The sequence below is a fragment of the Paraburkholderia sp. MM5477-R1 genome (assembly GCF_050436385.1).
Classification (GTDB): Bacteria; Pseudomonadota; Gammaproteobacteria; order Burkholderiales; family Burkholderiaceae; genus Paraburkholderia; species Paraburkholderia tuberum.
On the sequence record NZ_JBNDMC010000006.1, the window covers coordinates 781575 to 797871 of the forward strand.

Genomic DNA, 16297 nt, shown 5'->3' on the forward strand with positions numbered 1-16297 from the left:
GATACCGCGTTGATAAAAGGCCTGCGTCAAAAGGAACAGCGACGGCCGTCACGGCACCATGCGTTTGAGCACCGACTTGCGATCGATCCATTGATGCTTGAGCGCACCGCCCACATGCATCAGAAGCATGGCGTAGAGCGCATAGCCGAGCCACGCATGCAGGGCGCCGAAGCGATCGTGCAAGCTTTCCTTCAGCGCCGGATCGAGACGCGTCACGTAGCCGATGCGCGGCCACGGGAACAGGTTGAACAGGCGCATCGGATGAGTCGCCGCGTCTTTCCAGGCCGAATCGTGCAACCAGCCCGACAGCGGCAAGCCGATCATGAGCAGATACAGCACGAAATGCGCGACGTGCGCGGCGCGCATTTCCCAAGCCGGAAAGTCGGCCGGCAACGGCGGCGGCCGGTGCGACACGCGCCACAAGATGCGCAACAGCACGAGGCAGAGCACGGTGATGCCGATCGATTTGTGAGTATCGATCACCGGACGCACCCAGTCGTCAGGCAGCGAATCCGCGCTGAGCCCCAACACGACATTGCCGATCATCAGCACCGCGATGATCCAGTGCAGCAGCATCGCCGTGCGGGTGTAGCGCCACGAAGCCTGCGCAGCGCTCGACTGCGCAAGCGGGACAGGGGCCGGAGTGGTCATCGATGATTCCGTCCGGACATGAAGGCGATCCTGCACAACCTGTTTAAAACGGCGTCGTCGAAATAGTGCCTGCGTCTATAAATTGACCCCGATAGAACGTTCGCTTTTTTTGCCATTTTTGATATAGATGCCGCCGTGTATCTTGCTCGGCAAACACCTCACACGCGGCCGCCAAGATGCGGTCGCGAGCGAGGTTCGGATCGACGGTCTTTTCGTTTTTCCGTTTGCATTAGGCATCAATCTTCTTTTTGAGCTGGTTTCAGCCCTCCACGATAACTGGATTTTCCAGTCTGCCTATGCCTTCAATTTCTACCGAGATGGGCTTGCCTGAGCGTCGGAGATCCCAATGAGCCAGCATGAGATACTTGCCACCGATCCGCGGCTGCATCGCAGTGCCGCAATGCAGCACATCGCCTGGTTCAAGCGTCATGTATTTGGACGCGTGGGCGATAATCCTTTGTACCGAGAATGTCAAATTAGCCGTTGAATCTTCGAAGACAAGATCATCGCCGTCGAAGGAGTTGATCGTCAGCCGATTGGGGTCCTGAATTTCATCGCGCGTGACGATCCAAGGCCCCATCGGACCAAAGGTATCGGCACCTTTGGACAATGTGTGATACGTCAGATAGATCGAGCGCTCGTGCTCCTCGTCTCGTACGTGACGCCAGGTCAAAAGTTCCCGGTATCCGCCACGGACCACCCCGGGAAGAACAATCTCCAGGCTGTCTTGTTCTTTCAGCCCGGGTGAGGTCACGTCATTCACGATGGTGTAGCCAAAGACGTGGTCGAGTGCCTGCGACTCCGCAATCATCTTGCCGCCGCGCCCAATCACTACCCCAAGCTCTGGCTCGGGGTGAGTCAGACCGAACTCTTCTCGCACGATTACGGGTCGTCCGCAACCTATCAGCGAGCTGGCAGGCTTGAGAAAGAAGGCGGGATTTGCAAACGGCCGAAATGCCAACTCTTGTCCCATCCGATTATTGATGGCGACGCCGATGATCTTACCAGGTCGAGAAAGCGGAGGGCACCACGAGACCTGGTTCAATGGAATTGGCTGGACTCCCAACAATGCCGCCGTGATCGTCTCCTGTCTCAAGCGATGATCGGCCATCGCTGCAATGAGCGCCTCAAGGGATTCCGGTGCTTGCGCACCCAATGCACCCTTAAGATCCACGACACCTGCGTCACACACGACGCCATAAGTCCGCCGCTGAGCGGTCTCAAAACTACAGAACTTCATCTCGGAACCTCCACGTTGCTTGACCAGTAGAAGTGGCCATGATACCGTGCCTTGGTTGATCGATCAAGCAAGAGACAAATTTTTGTTCTCGGGCCGCCCGGCAAAAGGGCTTAGATGGCGGCGCGAGCCGCTCTGGAGTGAGTAAATGGATTTCATGATGGTGTGCGCGTCGCACTCTCCCATCCTGGACTTCCCTGCAAAGCAGAGTCGTTCAGTGCGCAACGTTCTCGAGGCACTCGAGGGTCAGCGCGCGCGCATCGCTTCGTTCGCACCTGATCTGGTGATCCTCTTTGGCGTCGATCACTATGGGGGGCAGCAAATGAATTGCATGCCGTCGTTCTGTGTCGCGGTGCAAGCGACGGCGCTTGCTGATGTGGGCGGGACGCCGGGCCATCTCAATGTCCCCAGGGACCTGGCGGTGCAGGCGGTAAAGTCGATACGTGGCCAAGGTGTGGACACGGCCGTTTCATACGCCATGGAGGTTGACCACGGTTTCTCGCAGGCACTGAAGTACCTGACCGGCGGGCTGGCCGCCTATCCTGTCCTGCCGATCTTCGTGAGCTGCCTCCAACCGCCATTCAGCCCCTATGCGCGCGCCCGGGCATTGGGGGAGGCGGTCGGCAACTTTGCGCGCTCGCTGCGTCAAGCTCGCGTGCTCTTTATCGGTACCGGCGGGCTGGCCCACGACCCGAGCAGGCTGTTTCCTCCGATCGACTCGGTTAAGGACCGATGGAGACCCTACATCCTGCAAGGCAAGGCGCAATCGCAGGTGACGCAACAAGCCTGGATCGACTACGAGATCAAAGCCCACCGAACCGTTGCAAAAATCCTCGCTAGCGTCCTCATGCCTGCAAAACTGGCCGGGCTGAACGACGGCTGGGACAAGGCGTTTATGGAAGCCTACTGCTCGGGTCGATTGGACCAGTTCGACGACTGGGATCCCGACCAGGTTATGGCAAAGGCAGGAATGGGAGCGGTGGAAACCCAATCCTGGGTCGCCGCCGCAGCTGCCATGCATGTCGCAACAGGCGCTGTTCCTCACAAGGTATTTCAGGAGCTATCCAAAGAAATTGGCATTGGTTTTGGCATTGCGGAAGCCGGTCCGGCAAGTGGGCGCAGTGTCTGCGCCCCCCAGCTTTGAACTGCTTCGGATCCGAACCAGGATCGCAGACAGATCGATACATAGGTGTGCGAAATGACGCTCCGCGCCGATTTAAATGGTGTTGAGACTTCGGCTTGTTGCAAGCGCCTCCGCATGCGCCGGCCGCCAGACTTCGCACGATCCGGACGATTAGCCCAAGCCTGTTTTTTGTGCCGGCTGCCGCTTCCGGCAAGCCGCGATTTTGCCCAGGACAGGGTGCACGGATCTCATTGCGGCCGCGGGCGATGCAGACCGCTTCGATATCCAGAAAAAGAAGCCTCCAAAAGGCATCGGGTCCATGCATGCACGAACAGTCCGATTCTCCCAAACCACGTGTTGCCCCTGCCGCCTAGGTATAAACGACAGTATCGTCATGATGACGATGCTGTCACCATGAAACCACATAACGGCCATTGCGTCGTGTAATGGGTGATGCGCATGCCGCATGCCGCATGCAACACCAATGCTGGCCGACGGCAGACATAGCCCTATCGGCGCGGTCAGGCTTGCGCCGAGCGAAGCCCCGACAAGCCACCGTGCGCGGCATCGCCTACCGCTGCTGGAGAAATCATGGAGAACACGATGCGGCTAACCAGATATGCAACCTTGCCCGGGCTGCTGTTGCTGCTCAGTTCATGTGGCCGATTGCGAGATCCGTTCATTGAGTCGCAGGTACGCGATCGGACCGACTATTCGGTGATTCAGGACAAGTCGACGAATTGCGTAATCGTTTGCGGCACCGGGTCGCCGCAGATCACGTCGGTGTGCGCTCAGGGCTGTACCCTGGCGGCGTCCGGAACGCAACGATTCCTGTTCCGTGCGGGCGAGAACGCCATGCGCAACATCGAGGTCAGCCACGTACCACTAAAAAGCGGTTGACGGAGCATTCATCCCTGTGGTTCCAGAGCTTTCATCCCGCACCGGCGTGTAAAAACGCTGGTCCAGAGCAGTCCGTTGCCCAGCTAACGCGCCCGCCACGCTTCTTTCAACTAGGAGAAACACATGTCTTCCGGAGCCGATGGATGGCTCCGGTGGGACACCGGTTGCCGTAGTTCTACAAAAAAGAGGAGGAGACACAGATGTTGCATCGTTCCATTTATCTTGGCTTGGCGGCGGTAAGCAGCCTTACCTCCATCGTTGCGCATGCAGGGGAAGATTTCCAGGTGAGGTACAACATTGCCGGCGCCATTGGCGGTGAAATGTTCGCGCCTCCCGATTCCTCAGGGCTTGCCGTCGGTGTTGCCGCGACCTACATCGACATTAAGAAAGTGACCGGTAACGACGGCAATACGCTCACAGCCCCCATTCCGGGCGGAACCGTGCCGCTGCCCGCGCCGAACCCCGCGGCGCTGTATCCCTCCTATGGCGCCAGCACCGCCCAGGTCGACGCCACAGGCACGTTCAAGATTTTCAACCTCGCTGTGGGCTACATCACGAGCGACACCTACGGCGGCGGTCGCCTGGTTTTTGGCGGCCTCCTGCCGTACGGCACTCAGACAAAGACGACTCAAGTCAACGCTTCAACGCCCGCTCTGCATTGGAATCCGGCGGTTCCTTCCGCAGCGCAAAGCGCTGTGGCGGCCCAGTTCGGCGCATCGTATCAAGGGAGCCTTGCTAGCCAGGCAGCAGCTGGCTCTGGCGACGTATCGGGTATCGGCGACCTTGAATTGCAGGCTGGCTGGCTCTATGCCGCCGAGCAGCTTCGTGTTCTGGCAGGCGTTTCACTTGTGCTGCCGACGGGCCAATACAACGCGTCGAACCCATCAGCCCCAGACATCGGCTTCGGCAATTTCTATACGGTGCGCCCGGCTATCCAGGTGGCTTACCTACCGACCCCGCGCACTGCGCTCACAGTGAAGCTGAGCCTGGGCTTCAACACCACGAACCGGGACGACAACGTGCGCAGCGGCAATTGGCTGGGTCTGGAAGGGGCGGCAGCATACAAGGCTTCCATCGGGGTGTTCGGACTACATACCGTCTTCGTTCAGCAGTATCAAAGCGACTCCAACAACCCCTGGGGCTCGAGTCGTTACCAAACGCTGAATGCCGGGGGGTTCTTCACCACCAAGGTGCCGGTCCTCAATGCCGCGCTGACGCTTCAGTACATGGCGACGGTCAGTTCACGTAATGCAAGGGCGGGCAGCTTCAGTCAAATACGACTGATCAAGGTCTTTTGACAGGGATATCGGCGAGGACTCGGCGAGAAGCCCGGCTGCACATCAGCGTGCTCGCGGTCGAACGAGATGTCTATCGTTCGTCGTGTAGCATGCGTAACGACATTTGTGTCATGATGGCAATATCGTCATTATTATATGGGGACACGATGCTGCGCTCAACACGCTCGACCGGCCGTGAATGTCAACACGAGCTCGATCCTGCGCGCAGACGCCGCGCCGTCCGCAATTTCCGGCAAGAGCTTTCGAGTATCTTTCCAGTAGCACCGAGGACGTCATGAATCTGCATCGAAGACAACTATTGATAGGCGCCGGCATTGCGGTTGCCGGCGGAATGATAGCTGCCCGTGCTTTAGGCAACGCTAAGCGTCCGCGCGCACACTTTGGTGCGCGCCGCGCCCGGCAGCCGAACATCTTGCTGGTTGTCACCGACCAGGAGAGACACGGTTCCATGCTTCCCCAAGGTCTTCATCTACCTCATCGAGATCGGCTGTACGAACGCGCGACGAATTTCTCAGGCATGAATGGAGTAACCGGCCTTTGCTCGATGGCGCGCGGGAACATTTACACGGGACTCCACTATCAATACAACGGTGTCTACGAGAACGTGCCCGTTCCATTTGCGCACGACCTCTATGAGTCGGTTCCCACGCTTGGAACCATGTTGCAGGATGCCGGTTACGAAACCGCCTATTTCGGGAAGTGGCATCTGAGCCACCTACCGTCCCAGCCGGTCGGAACCGATCGGATGCGGGCCTTGTTTGGCAGCTACGGTTTCGCCATCAGCGACCAGGATCGCGAATTCGACGGCGCCCTCGCCGGGTTCGATGCCGATCGCGGCATCGCGGAGAAGGCCGCGCAGTTCATCGGCAGCCGACGAAACGCCCGCCAACCGTGGTTTGCGGCCGTCAACTTCGTCAACCCGCACGACATCATGTATTTCCTGGCGACGCAGCGCCAGTTCGAGACCTATGTCCAGCTGCCGATCGGCGGCGTGTCGCTCAAGCCCGCGCCCGACGATCCGCTCTTTCGGCAGAACCTCGGCTTCGACCTGCCAGCCAATTTCGGCAAGGATGCCGACAGTGGGCGGGTGTCTGCGCACAAGCTCTTCGAGTTGGACTATGACATGGGGCTCGGACGCATTCCGCTCGATGATCGCGACGCCTGGCGGAACTACCAGAATTACTACTTCAATTGCCTGCGAGACGTGGATCGCAACATCGGCATCGTTTATGACGCGCTGGATGCCTCCGGAGGGTGGAACGACACAGTGGTCGTCTTTGTGAGCGATCACGGAGAGCTAAGTGGGGCGCACGCGCTGCGAGGCAAAGGCAACGTCATCTATCGGGAGAACTGCTGCCTGCCGTTTGCAGTCTGGCATCCCGATATGCCCGCTGGCGGGGACACCGCTGCCCTTGCCAGTCACATCGACATCGCGCCAACCCTCCTTTCATTCGCCGGGATCAATGAGGTCGAGCGACGTGCGGCGTATCCGCAGCTGCGGGGAGTGGACTTGTCGGAGGCAATCCATGCCAGCGACCGCGGAACGACGGGCAGTGGCCGCAAAGGCGTTCTGTATCAGTGGGACAGCCGCATCTACGGCGTGCCCCCCCAGGCGATCCAGGAGGTGACCTCGGCGCACGGCGCCCTGTCGAGGACACTTTTCATGACCAAGGGTCTGCTGCTGGAAAGCATGAAAACGAGGAGCGGAATGCGGGGCGTGTTCGACGGGCGGTACAAGTTTGCCCGCTACTTTCGGTCTACTGAACACAATACGCCGCGTTCGTTTGCCGAGCTCGTGCGATTCAACGATCTGGAGCTGTACGACACCTTGGCGGACCCGCTGGAGCAGACCAATCTGGCCGCCCGGCCGGGAAACGAGGCACTGCTTTGGAAGATGGCCATGTTGTGCAACGAATTGATTGCCCTGGAGATCGGCGAGGATCGTGCGCAAATGCTGCCTGGTCCCCAGCTGCTGTGGAACGTAGGTTGACACCCACAACCGAGTGCCCCGTCAGGGTGATCAATGTCACAAAGAGCCGGTCGGAACCGGCGAAACGGATAAGCGGAGTTCCTAGTGGAAACAATTGCGCAGATGAGCGCTCGGCCCGGTGGGTGCGTTGATTCGTTGCGGCGGACAGTCGGAGCGCTGCCGTCGGTCGTCGACGTGCTGGTCGTCGGCTTTGGGCCAGTAGGCGCCGCGCTAGCCAATTTGCTCGCGAGTCATGGCGTGCAGGTCCTGGTCATCGACAAGGCAACCGACATCTTCATGGCGCCGCGGGCCATCGCGCTGGACAACGAGGCACTGCGTATCTTGCAACTGGCGGGCGTGGCCGAAGGCGATTTCGAGACGCTGGCCATACCCTATGTGCGGATGCGCTCGCCGGCGCTGGGCGAGTTCGGCAAGGCCAACACGCTGGGTAGCCTGGACGGTCACCCGAAGCTCGTGACGTTCTATCAGCCGGACCTCGAGCGGTGCCTGCGCAGCCGGCTGGCGGGGTGTGGCCACGTGCAGACCGCCCTCGGGGTTTCGCTCAGCGGATTCCAGGCAGGGCACGAGTTTGTCGTCGCGTCGCTGGACCTGGGTCAGGGGCGTACGCATTCGGTCCAGGCCGGCTACCTGGTCGGCGCAGATGGTGCCAGCTCGCTCGTGCGCCAACTGATCGGGCAGGAGTTCAAAGGCAAGACCTTCGTCGAGGACTGGCTGATCGTCGATGCCCGCAACGTGCCACGCCCGATCGACCATGTCGAGTTCAATTGCGATCACCGGCGGCCGACTCCGCATATGCCCGCACCCGGCGGGCGTGAGCGCTGGGAATTCATGCTGCGGCCCGGGGAGACGCGCGAGGACATGGAGTCCGAGGCGCGCATTCGCGAGCTGCTCGCTCCGTGGGGCAACGTTGACGACATGGTCATCGAGCGCAAGGCTGTTTACCGCTTTCACGCCAGGACGGTGAACGCGTTCAGCCAGGGACGCGTTTTCCTGGCGGGCGATGCCGCGCACATCACGCCGCCATTCGTCGGGCAGGGACTGGTCGCCGGGCTGCGCGATGCAGCCAATCTGTCCTGGAAGCTCGCCTGGGTCATTCGCGGGCGCGCCGCTGCGCAGATTCTCGAGACCTACGATCAGGAACGGCGTCCCCATGTGAAGGCGATGATCAACTTCGCGAAGTTGATGGGGAAATTGGTGATGCCGCGCAATGGCGGTCTCGCGCTGTTCACACACGGCTTGATGCGTATGGTGCGGCTCGTGCCACAGCTGCGCACGCATTTCGAAGAACTGGGCCTCAAGCCGAAGAACGCCTACTCGCGCGGGCTCTTCGTCAAGGGCCGGACACGGACCAGGCTGGTGCGCGGCGCCGTCATTGCCCAGGGCTGGGTGCGCGGCTGCGACGGCACAACCTGCCTGAGCGACAACGTACTCGGCAAGGGCCTCACGCTGGTCGGGTTCGGCAGCGACGCGGGCGCTGCGCTCGATAACGAGACGGCCACCGCGTTTGCCGCTGCCGGCGGCACTGTCGTTCAGATCGCGCATCGCGGGCAGCGGCTGCATCTTGCGCCAGGCGGCAGCTGGGAGGACCTGGACGGCGTCTTCCTTCCTCGCGTCGTATCGGTCGGCTGGGCCGCCGTGATCCGCCCTGACCGGACGATCCTCCACGACGGACCGGCGACCGAAGCGAGCCGGCTGGTGCGCGAGAGCCTGGCCTTGCTTGGCGCGCCGATCAGCGCCCCCGTCGGCGCGCCTGCGCCCTCTGTCGCACTTACCGTACCCGCCGCCTGAGGCTTCCGCCATGAACCTGACCACTGTACAACCGGCTCGCCATCCGCGCCCGACGACGAAAGCGTCGGCGCTGGCGTACCTGATTTTTGATCGCCCCGACCTCGCAAAAGCCGAGCAGTTTTTGAACGACTTCGGGCTTCGTACCGTGTCGCGCGACAGCGAGCGGATGTTCCTGCGGGGCACCGGAGCCGCGCCTTTCTGCTACGTGGCTCGCAAGGCGGCGAAGGCCCGTTTCGTCGGCTTCGGCTTGCGCGTGAACAGCAGGGCCGATCTTGAGGCGCTTTCGCGCGTGCCCGGTGCATCGGACGTGGAGTCGTCGAAGGGGCCAGGCGGCGGCTACCGTGTGGGCCTGGTCGACCCGTCGGGTTTCCGCGTCGACGCAATATTCGGCCAGGCGCCGGCGTCAGCGCTACCTCATCGGCCGCCGCTGCCGTTGAACTCCGTGGACGCCGCAGTGCGCATCAACGGGACGCAGCGCCCGCCGGTGGGGGCGCCGGACGTCATCCGCCTCGGGCACGTCGTGCTCGAACTGGCCGACTTTCAGCAGACCTGCGCGTGGTACACGCAGCACTTCGGGTTCATCCCAAGCGACGTGCAGGTGCTTCCTGACGGCTCGCCCGCGGTCACCTTCATGCGGCTCGATCTCGGCACCACGCCCGCGGACCACCACTCGCTCGCGTTGGCCCAAGGCTTCGCACCGTTCTACAGCCATAGCGCTTACGAGGTGGTGGACGCCGATGCGGTCGGGATGGGACAACGCGTGCTGCGCGAGCAAGGCTGGACGCACGCCTGGGGTATCGGGCGACACATCCTCGGCAGCCAGGTGTTCGACTATTGGCAGGACCCGTGGGGCGACAAGCACGAGCACTACTGCGACGGCGACCTGTTCACCGAAGACGCACCCCTGGGGGTGCATGCCGTCAGCCGCGAGGCGATGTCGCAGTGGGGGCCGACCATGCCGCGCAGCTTCACCAAACCCAGGTTCACGCCGGCCAGTGTGGCAGCGCTCATCCGCAACCTCCGGCACAGTCCCGACGTGACGGTGGAGAAGCTGAAAACGCTCGCCAAGCTGTTCGCCTGACGCGAGTCATTTTGCAAAGCCATTCGAGGCGTATTTATGTCACTGCACGTTCTGCATTACAAGCATCAAGGCCGCGCCCAGTGGGGCGTCGTCCGCAAGGGCATCGTCACGCCGATTCCGGGCGAGTTCGAGACGACGGCCGACTTCATCCGCGTGAACCATATCGAGACGCTGTCCGCGTTGACCGGGCCGGCGATTCCCGAGTCCGAAGTGGAGTGGCTCTCGCCCGTCACGCGTAATCAGCAGTTCGTCTGTCAAGGCGCGAACTACCGCCAGCACATGATCGAATCGGGCATGGACCCGGATGCGAAGACGTTCAACATGATCTTCACGAAGGCGACAAGCTGTGTCGTCCCGGCCGACTCGCCCGTCGTGCGGCCCCCGGAGGTGCGGTTTCTCGACTACGAGATCGAACTGGGTCTGGTGATGAAGCGCGACATCACGTCCCTTCAGTCGATCACCGATGCGAATCTGCACGAGTACATCGCAGGCGTGGTGATCGTGAACGACTACTCGGCCCGCGACATCCAGATCCCGCAGATGCAGTTCTATAAAGGCAAGAGCTACCGCACCTTCGGCCCGGTCGGCCCTTACTTGTGTCTGCTCGAGCCGCGCGACATCCCGAGGCTGCGACGACTCGATCTGACGCTGACCGTCAACGGCGCCGTGCGCCAGAAAGACTCGACGGCCAACCTCGTCTATGGTCCCGCCGAGACGCTGACCGAGCTGTCGGGCGTGCATGACCTGTATGTCGGCGACCTGCTCTCGACGGGCACGCCGTCCGGCTGTGCGCTCAGCGTTCCGTCCCCGGGCAAACAGAAGATTGCCGCACTGCTGCCTGAAGCAGTCAAGTGGAGGATGTTCATGAATGTGCAAGCGGGCAGGAGTCAGTATCTGAAGGCCGGCGACCTCGTCGAAGCGCGTATCGCCAGCCCCGACGGTCTGATCGATCTCGGCGTGCAGCGCAATCGCATCGTCGGAGAGGCGGCATGAAAGGGATCGCAAGCCAGGCGGACGTCCTTGCGATCGAAGCGCAAGGAGTGCCGGCGGATCTGCCCGCGAGCACCTACGAGATGATCTGCCGCGGTGCGGCCGTCGATCCGTCAGCGCCCGCGCTCTCGTTCTTTCTGCGTGCCGACGATCACCGGAAGGCGGAGTGCTGGACCTACCGGGAGCTCCTCCGTGACATCACTCGATCCGCGAATCTGTTTGCGCGCCTGGGCCTGCGCAGCGACTCCGTGGTGGCCTATGTGCTGCCGAATCTGCCGGAAACCCATTTTGTCATCTGGGGCGGGGAGGCGGCCGGCATCGTCTGCGCCATCAATCCCCTGCTGGAGGGCGCGGCCATTGCCGACCTGCTCAATGCATCGGGGGCCAAGGTGCTCGTCACGCTGGCCCCGTTCCCCGGGACCGACCTTTGGCCTAAAGTGCAGGCCGTCCTCGACGAGGTGAAGTCTCTGCAGCATCTGGTGCTCGTCAATCTCGCAGACCGCGTGCGAGGCCCGAAGCGGCTCGCGGCCCGGTTCCTGCAACGCCGTGAGTGTTCGAGGCTGCATGGCGGCGGCGGTGTTCGCAGCGCCGTTCCTTCGCACGTCACGATCCATGATTTCGGCAGTGCGATCGCCCGGGAGTCCGGGGCCGCACTGGACAGCCGGCGCCGCTTCAGCGCCCACGAGTCGTCCTCCTATTTTTGTACCGGCGGCACGACCGGGTTGCCGAAGATCGCCATGCGCCGCCACCGCAATGAGGTCGCCAACGCCTGGAGCGTCGGCCAATTGTTCGGCGACAGCATCGGCCCGGGCAAGACGGTGTTCTGCGGGCTGCCGCTCTTTCATGTCAATGCCGTTCTGGCGACGGGGCTCGTGCCGTTCTCGCGGGGCGCACACGTGGTGCTCGGTACACCGCAGGGTTATCGCGGCGAAGGCGTCGTCAAGCGTTTCTGGGAAATCGTCGAACACCACCGCATCAACTTTTTCAGCGGTGTCCCTACGCTCTACGCGTCGTTGCTCGATGTTCCCGTGGGCGGTCGCGATATCGGTTCGCTCGAATACGGCCTGTGCGGCGCGGCGCCGATGCCGGTCGAGGTGTTCCGTGTCTTCCAGGAGCGCACCGGCATCAGGATTCTCGAGGGCTACGGGCTCACCGAGGGGGTTTGCGTGAGCAGCGTCAATCCGCCGCTCGGAGACCGCCGGCTGGGGTCGATCGGGCTGCGTATTCCAGGGCAGGCGATGAAAGCCGTCATCGTCGACGACACCGGCCAATATGTCCGCGACTGCGTCGCGAACGAAGCCGGGATTCTCGTGATCTCCGGCCCGAACGTCTTTGCCGGTTATGCGCAGCCCGAGCAGAACAGGGGGCTCTGGCTGGATCTGGGCGACGGCAAGCGCTGGCTCAATACGGGAGACCTGGGGTGCTGCGATGCCGACGGCTATTTCCGGCTCACCGGCCGCAAGAAGGACTTGATCATTCGGGGCGGCCACAACATCGATCCCGCGACGATCGAGGAACCGCTTCACCGCCACCCCGCAGTCCAGATCGCCGCGGCGATCGGGCGGCCCGACGCGCACGCCGGAGAGTTGCCGGTGGCTTACGTCCAGCTCAAGCCCGGCGCAAGCGCCACCGAGCAGGAACTGGCGGAGTTCGTGCGCCGCGAGATCAGCGAGCGGGCCGCACTGCCCAAGCAGATCCGGATCGTGGATGCGATGCCGCTCACTGCCGTCGGCAAGATATTCAAGCCGGAGCTGAAGCGGCGCGAAACGGCCGACGCGCTACGCTCGGCGCTCGTCGAAGCCGGCATTGCGGGCGCCCGCGTGAGCGTCGACGAGAACAAGTCGAGCGGCATCTCCCTGCATATCGAACTTCCGGAAGCTGCGCTTGAAGCGAGGGCCAGTGCGGTAGTGGGGCGGTTCCCGTTTCCCTTCTCGATCGCGGCAGCCGCAGAGGCGGTGCGGGTGGGCAACAGGAAGACGGCAGGCGCGGACAATGAGGGCGGCCAATAGTCGGGTCGACAGGAAGCTATACAGGTTTGTGGTGATATGAACGAAGACCTTTTGGAGGCATTTCTAGCCATGACTTCTGCGGGAAAGAAAGCATTGGAGCCGCCCCTTGGGTGGAGAAGCCTGCGCGCACCTCGGTTGAGCCCACTGCGCCGGGACCAACTCCCGTTGATTCCGCGCGTGATGTTGAGGATCTTGGGAAAACGCGCACGCGTCAATGCACCCAATCTCTTCTTGACGTTGATGCGGCACCGGCGGCTCATCCGTCCCTGGCGGAAGTTCGCCTCGACGCTGATGCCTTACGGGACGCTGAGCCGCATTGATTGTGAACTGGCCATCTTGCGCGTTGCGTGGAACTGCCGAAGCAAATACGAGTGGTTTCAGCATGTCAGCATCGGGCTGGGCGCCGGCTTGAGCCCGACCGACATCGCGAGGGTCGCCGAAGGCCCTGATTCGCCCGCATGGAGCGCACACCACGCGGCCGTGCTCAGAGCGGCGGATGAAATCCATCATGACCGGGTCATTGCCGATGCGACGTGGAGGCAACTTGCCGAGCAGTACGACGACAAGAAGCTGATTGAACTCTGCATGTTGATCGGCCACTACGAGATGTTGGCGTCTGTGCTGAATTCACTGGGGATCCAGGTGGAAGAATCGCTTGACAAGCGCGTCCTCGCCGCCGGTATTGGCGGCCCCGTGAACGATGACCGAGCCCAAAGCGCGATCGGCGCGAGCCCAATGAACGCGGGGCGGCAGCGCTGACACCCCGTCAGTGGCTTCAGGCTGTCACGCCGCGCCTCCTGACGGTGTTCTCCTCCGCAGTGGCCGGTTGGTTGAGCACCTCTGACATCAGGCCCGTTGGGAAACTCGCGAGCGTCGGGAGCGCTCGTGTCGCTAGCCGATCGGCAGTTTTGCCCGGCAGGCCGAGCGCGCGAAGGGCTGCGGCTGCACTTTGTTCGGCGAAATCCGGATCGCAGCCCGGCTGCAACATCGAATGCGTTGCGCCGAGGACGGCGCCGGCGACAACGTTGAGCGCCAGCGCAAGCGGCATTGGCCTGAAGCGGCTTGTTCGTATGCCGTTGGCCAGATCCCGTCGCGCGAAATCGAGCAGAAGCCCCGGTCCTTGCGCATCGGGCCAGCTCACGCGCACGAGGAAGCTGGCAACGACCGGGTAGTGCAGAGCGAGTCGCGACACCAGACGAATGCCGCAGGCGATTCGTTCAGCCGGGTCTTCGGATTGCAGGACGACCGGCTCGGCGAAAGCAATCAGCTCGTTTGCGACCGTCCCGGCCAGTTCCCGGATCAGCGCTTCCGGAGAGGCAAAGTATTTGTAGAACGTTCCCCGGGAGACTTCCGCGGCAGAGATCACATCATCGATCGACGTCGATGCGGGGCCTTTCTCCGCTACGAGACGAAGTGCGCTCTTCAGCAAGCGCGCCCGCATGCGCTCTCGGCGCTCTGCTGCGACGCGTGGGCGATGGTCATGAGTTTTCATTCACACGATTGTACGCTGTCCGTACTCGATCAAACGACGATCCTGTCATGATGACTACAAGATCACTCGGACACGCGCGAAAACCACGCCAACCCCGCCACGATGGCACGGGCCGCATGACGTGCCGTTGACGTCATTCATACGTCGGGCTCGGACCAGCGCGAGGCGCGTTTTTTTCAACCGCCAGGCGCCCAACCGGAGGCGACGGCACTGGAGTAGCAGCGTTCCGGATGCATTGTCGAACAGGTATGAGTGTCATTATTGTCATTGTGACATATGTGTTATTATATGAGCGCGTGCTGTTCGCCATGTCGGTCGAACAGTGCGCGGCGGAGGAAGCAGGCCTGCTCTCATCCTGTGAGCTCCTTGTCTTCCCACCTGCAACGGTTAGTTCAGCCGCCATCGAGCGACGCCATCGAGCGCGCGTTTGCATTGAAGGCTAATTGACTCTCAGAAGGATTTCCTATGGCAGGCTCATGCAAGACCATTGCGATCTATGGCGGCGGAATCGGCGGTGCATTGCTCGCGCGGCGCCTGAGCAAAGACTTCAATGTCACGCTGATCGATCCGCTCGACTACTTCGAAGTACCGATGTCGGTGCCGCGAAGCCTCGTCGATCCTGAATTTGCCGAACCCGCGATGATCCCGTTCGCCGTCGCGTTGCCAAACGTCACGCACGTCCGAGCGCGGCTTGTCGAATGGACCGCGAACGGGGGCAGGATTGCCGACGCGGACGGCCTGATGAGCCTGGTGCGCGCCGATGTTTCCGTGCTTGCGACGGGCAGTCGTTTCTCCAGTTCGCTGATGCGATCGGAGGGCGAGACGATGGACGAGCGCAAAGCGTTCTATCGTCGCTTTCATGCGAGGTTGCTGGCCGCGGACAGGATCCTTATCGTCGGCGGCGGTCCCATCGGAATCGAAGTGGCAGGCGAGATCAGCGAAGCCCTCCCGCAAAAGCGCGTCACGGTCATCGAGGCAGGTGCACGAATCCTTGGCGGAACGTCTTTGCGACTGTCCGAGCATGCCCGAGGAGTTCTCGCGGCGCGCGGGGTGACGATCGTGACTGATGAGCGCCTTGCCGATGGCGCTGCGCCGTTACACGAGACTCTCGCACCCGCCGGGGAGGCGCTGACGAACCGTGGACGGTCGATCCGGTATGACCTCCTGATCTCGTGCATCGGCGGGCGGCCCAACACCGACTTCATGCGCTCTCAGTTCGGGCATCTGCTCGATTCAATGGGGCGCATCCGCGTCGACGGCCACCTGCGCGTGGCTGACGAGGATCGCGTCTTCGCACTGGGCGACATCACCGATCTGGCGGAGAACAAGATGGCTTGGCATATCCACGGGCAAGTCATCGTCGCCGAATCTAATATCCGTGCGGTACTGTCGGGCAGAGCCGGACCGCTGAAGGTCTATCGTCCGAAGACCAACGTCCCGACCATGGTGGTGACTCTCGGTAGTCGCGAGGGCGTCGCGCATCTGCCGGTGCTTGGCTTGGTGACGACGCCGTGGGTCAACAGGATGGCGAAATCGGCGCACATGCTTGTTCCGAAATTTCGCAAGGCGCTCGGGCTTGTCCAGGGCTAAGGACGGCCGGCGGGCCACCGTCGCTACCAGCGGTCTGCGGCGGGAAGTGCGCGGAGCTGGTTCCGGGACTGGTAACACTTGACGCCGCATCGTTGCGAAGTCCGCCGGGCATGGCGGCAAGGCAGGCTTGCGCCGCCTGTACGCCGGC

At 62.1% G+C, this 16297-nt stretch carries 13 protein-coding genes; 10 read left to right on the top strand and 3 right to left on the bottom strand.

Annotated features, from left to right (window positions below; translation table 11 throughout):
- Positions 1 to 48: 48 nt before the first annotated feature.
- Together OKW35_RS21985 and OKW35_RS21990 are read right to left on the bottom strand one after the other, a co-directional pair.
- Positions 49 to 651, bottom strand: a complete 603-nt coding sequence (locus OKW35_RS21985) for a cytochrome b (protein WP_184063226.1) — start codon at positions 649 to 651, stop codon at positions 49 to 51.
- 259 nt (positions 652 to 910) lie between these two features.
- Complete coding sequence (locus OKW35_RS21990) at positions 911 to 1891, bottom strand: fumarylacetoacetate hydrolase family protein (RefSeq protein ID WP_184063229.1); 981 nt, start codon at positions 1889 to 1891, stop codon at positions 911 to 913.
- Positions 1892 to 2036: 145 nt separating this feature from the next.
- On the opposite strand from OKW35_RS21990, the gene OKW35_RS21995 reads away from it, so the two are divergent.
- From OKW35_RS21995 to OKW35_RS22035, 9 genes are all read left to right on the top strand, one after another.
- Positions 2037 to 3032, top strand: a complete 996-nt coding sequence (locus tag OKW35_RS21995) for a hypothetical protein (protein WP_429553129.1) — start codon at positions 2037 to 2039, stop codon at positions 3030 to 3032.
- A gap of 570 nt (positions 3033 to 3602) precedes the next feature.
- The gene (locus tag OKW35_RS22000; RefSeq protein WP_184063235.1) at positions 3603 to 3911 is read left to right on the top strand and encodes a hypothetical protein; all 309 of its coding nucleotides are present in this window, start codon (positions 3603 to 3605) and stop codon (positions 3909 to 3911) included.
- A 200-nt stretch (positions 3912 to 4111) separates the two neighbouring features.
- Positions 4112 to 5209, top strand: a complete 1098-nt coding sequence (locus tag OKW35_RS22005; protein WP_184063238.1) for a transporter — start codon at positions 4112 to 4114, stop codon at positions 5207 to 5209.
- 274 nt (positions 5210 to 5483) lie between these two features.
- Positions 5484 to 7199 carry a sulfatase-like hydrolase/transferase gene (locus OKW35_RS22010; RefSeq protein WP_429553130.1) on the top strand — a complete coding sequence of 572 codons (1716 nt, stop codon included), beginning with the start codon at positions 5484 to 5486 and terminating at the stop codon, positions 7197 to 7199.
- Positions 7200 to 7301: 102 nt separating this feature from the next.
- Complete coding sequence (locus tag OKW35_RS22015) at positions 7302 to 8987, top strand: bifunctional 3-(3-hydroxy-phenyl)propionate/3-hydroxycinnamic acid hydroxylase (protein ID WP_429553823.1); 1686 nt, start codon at positions 7302 to 7304, stop codon at positions 8985 to 8987.
- Positions 8988 to 8997: 10 nt separating this feature from the next.
- Entirely contained in the window at positions 8998 to 10068 is a 1071-nt protein-coding gene (locus OKW35_RS22020) for a VOC family protein (RefSeq protein WP_429553131.1), read from the top strand.
- A gap of 36 nt (positions 10069 to 10104) precedes the next feature.
- Positions 10105 to 11061 (top strand): fumarylacetoacetate hydrolase family protein, encoded by a 957-nt coding sequence (locus OKW35_RS22025; protein WP_429353051.1) that lies wholly within the window; start codon positions 10105 to 10107, stop codon positions 11059 to 11061.
- Positions 11058 to 13067, top strand: coding sequence for an acyl-CoA synthetase (locus OKW35_RS22030; RefSeq protein WP_184063249.1), 2010 nt, complete (start codon positions 11058 to 11060; stop codon positions 13065 to 13067). Before OKW35_RS22025 ends, OKW35_RS22030 begins: the two co-directional genes overlap by 4 nt.
- A 36-nt stretch (positions 13068 to 13103) precedes the next feature.
- Positions 13104 to 13826, top strand: a complete 723-nt coding sequence (locus OKW35_RS22035; protein ID WP_184063252.1) for a carboxymuconolactone decarboxylase family protein — start codon at positions 13104 to 13106, stop codon at positions 13824 to 13826.
- A 16-nt stretch (positions 13827 to 13842) separates the two neighbouring features.
- On the opposite strand, the gene OKW35_RS22040 is transcribed toward OKW35_RS22035, so the two are convergent.
- Entirely contained in the window at positions 13843 to 14496 is a 654-nt protein-coding gene (locus tag OKW35_RS22040; protein ID WP_429553132.1) for a TetR/AcrR family transcriptional regulator, read from the bottom strand.
- 528 nt (positions 14497 to 15024) lie between these two features.
- Here OKW35_RS22040 and OKW35_RS22045 point away from each other — a divergent pair.
- Positions 15025 to 16149 carry an NAD(P)/FAD-dependent oxidoreductase gene (locus tag OKW35_RS22045; protein WP_184063259.1) on the top strand — a complete coding sequence of 375 codons (1125 nt, stop codon included), beginning with the start codon at positions 15025 to 15027 and terminating at the stop codon, positions 16147 to 16149.
- The last annotated feature ends 148 nt before the right edge of the window (positions 16150 to 16297 follow it).

Coding starts and splice junctions, on each gene's coding strand:
- OKW35_RS21985 (WP_184063226.1), bottom strand. CDS start 651: ATGACCACTCCGGCCCCTGTCCCGCTTGCGCAGTCGAGCGCTGCGCAG.
- OKW35_RS21990 (WP_184063229.1), bottom strand. CDS start 1,891: ATGAAGTTCTGTAGTTTTGAGACCGCTCAGCGGCGGACTTATGGCGTC.
- OKW35_RS21995 (WP_429553129.1), top strand. CDS start 2,037: ATGGATTTCATGATGGTGTGCGCGTCGCACTCTCCCATCCTGGACTTC.
- OKW35_RS22000 (WP_184063235.1), top strand. CDS start 3,603: ATGGAGAACACGATGCGGCTAACCAGATATGCAACCTTGCCCGGGCTG.
- OKW35_RS22005 (WP_184063238.1), top strand. CDS start 4,112: ATGTTGCATCGTTCCATTTATCTTGGCTTGGCGGCGGTAAGCAGCCTT.
- OKW35_RS22010 (WP_429553130.1), top strand. CDS start 5,484: ATGAATCTGCATCGAAGACAACTATTGATAGGCGCCGGCATTGCGGTT.
- OKW35_RS22015 (WP_429553823.1), top strand. CDS start 7,302: ATGAGCGCTCGGCCCGGTGGGTGCGTTGATTCGTTGCGGCGGACAGTC.
- OKW35_RS22020 (WP_429553131.1), top strand. CDS start 8,998: ATGAACCTGACCACTGTACAACCGGCTCGCCATCCGCGCCCGACGACG.
- OKW35_RS22025 (WP_429353051.1), top strand. CDS start 10,105: ATGTCACTGCACGTTCTGCATTACAAGCATCAAGGCCGCGCCCAGTGG.
- OKW35_RS22030 (WP_184063249.1), top strand. CDS start 11,058: ATGAAAGGGATCGCAAGCCAGGCGGACGTCCTTGCGATCGAAGCGCAA.
- OKW35_RS22035 (WP_184063252.1), top strand. CDS start 13,104: ATGAACGAAGACCTTTTGGAGGCATTTCTAGCCATGACTTCTGCGGGA.
- OKW35_RS22045 (WP_184063259.1), top strand. CDS start 15,025: ATGGCAGGCTCATGCAAGACCATTGCGATCTATGGCGGCGGAATCGGC.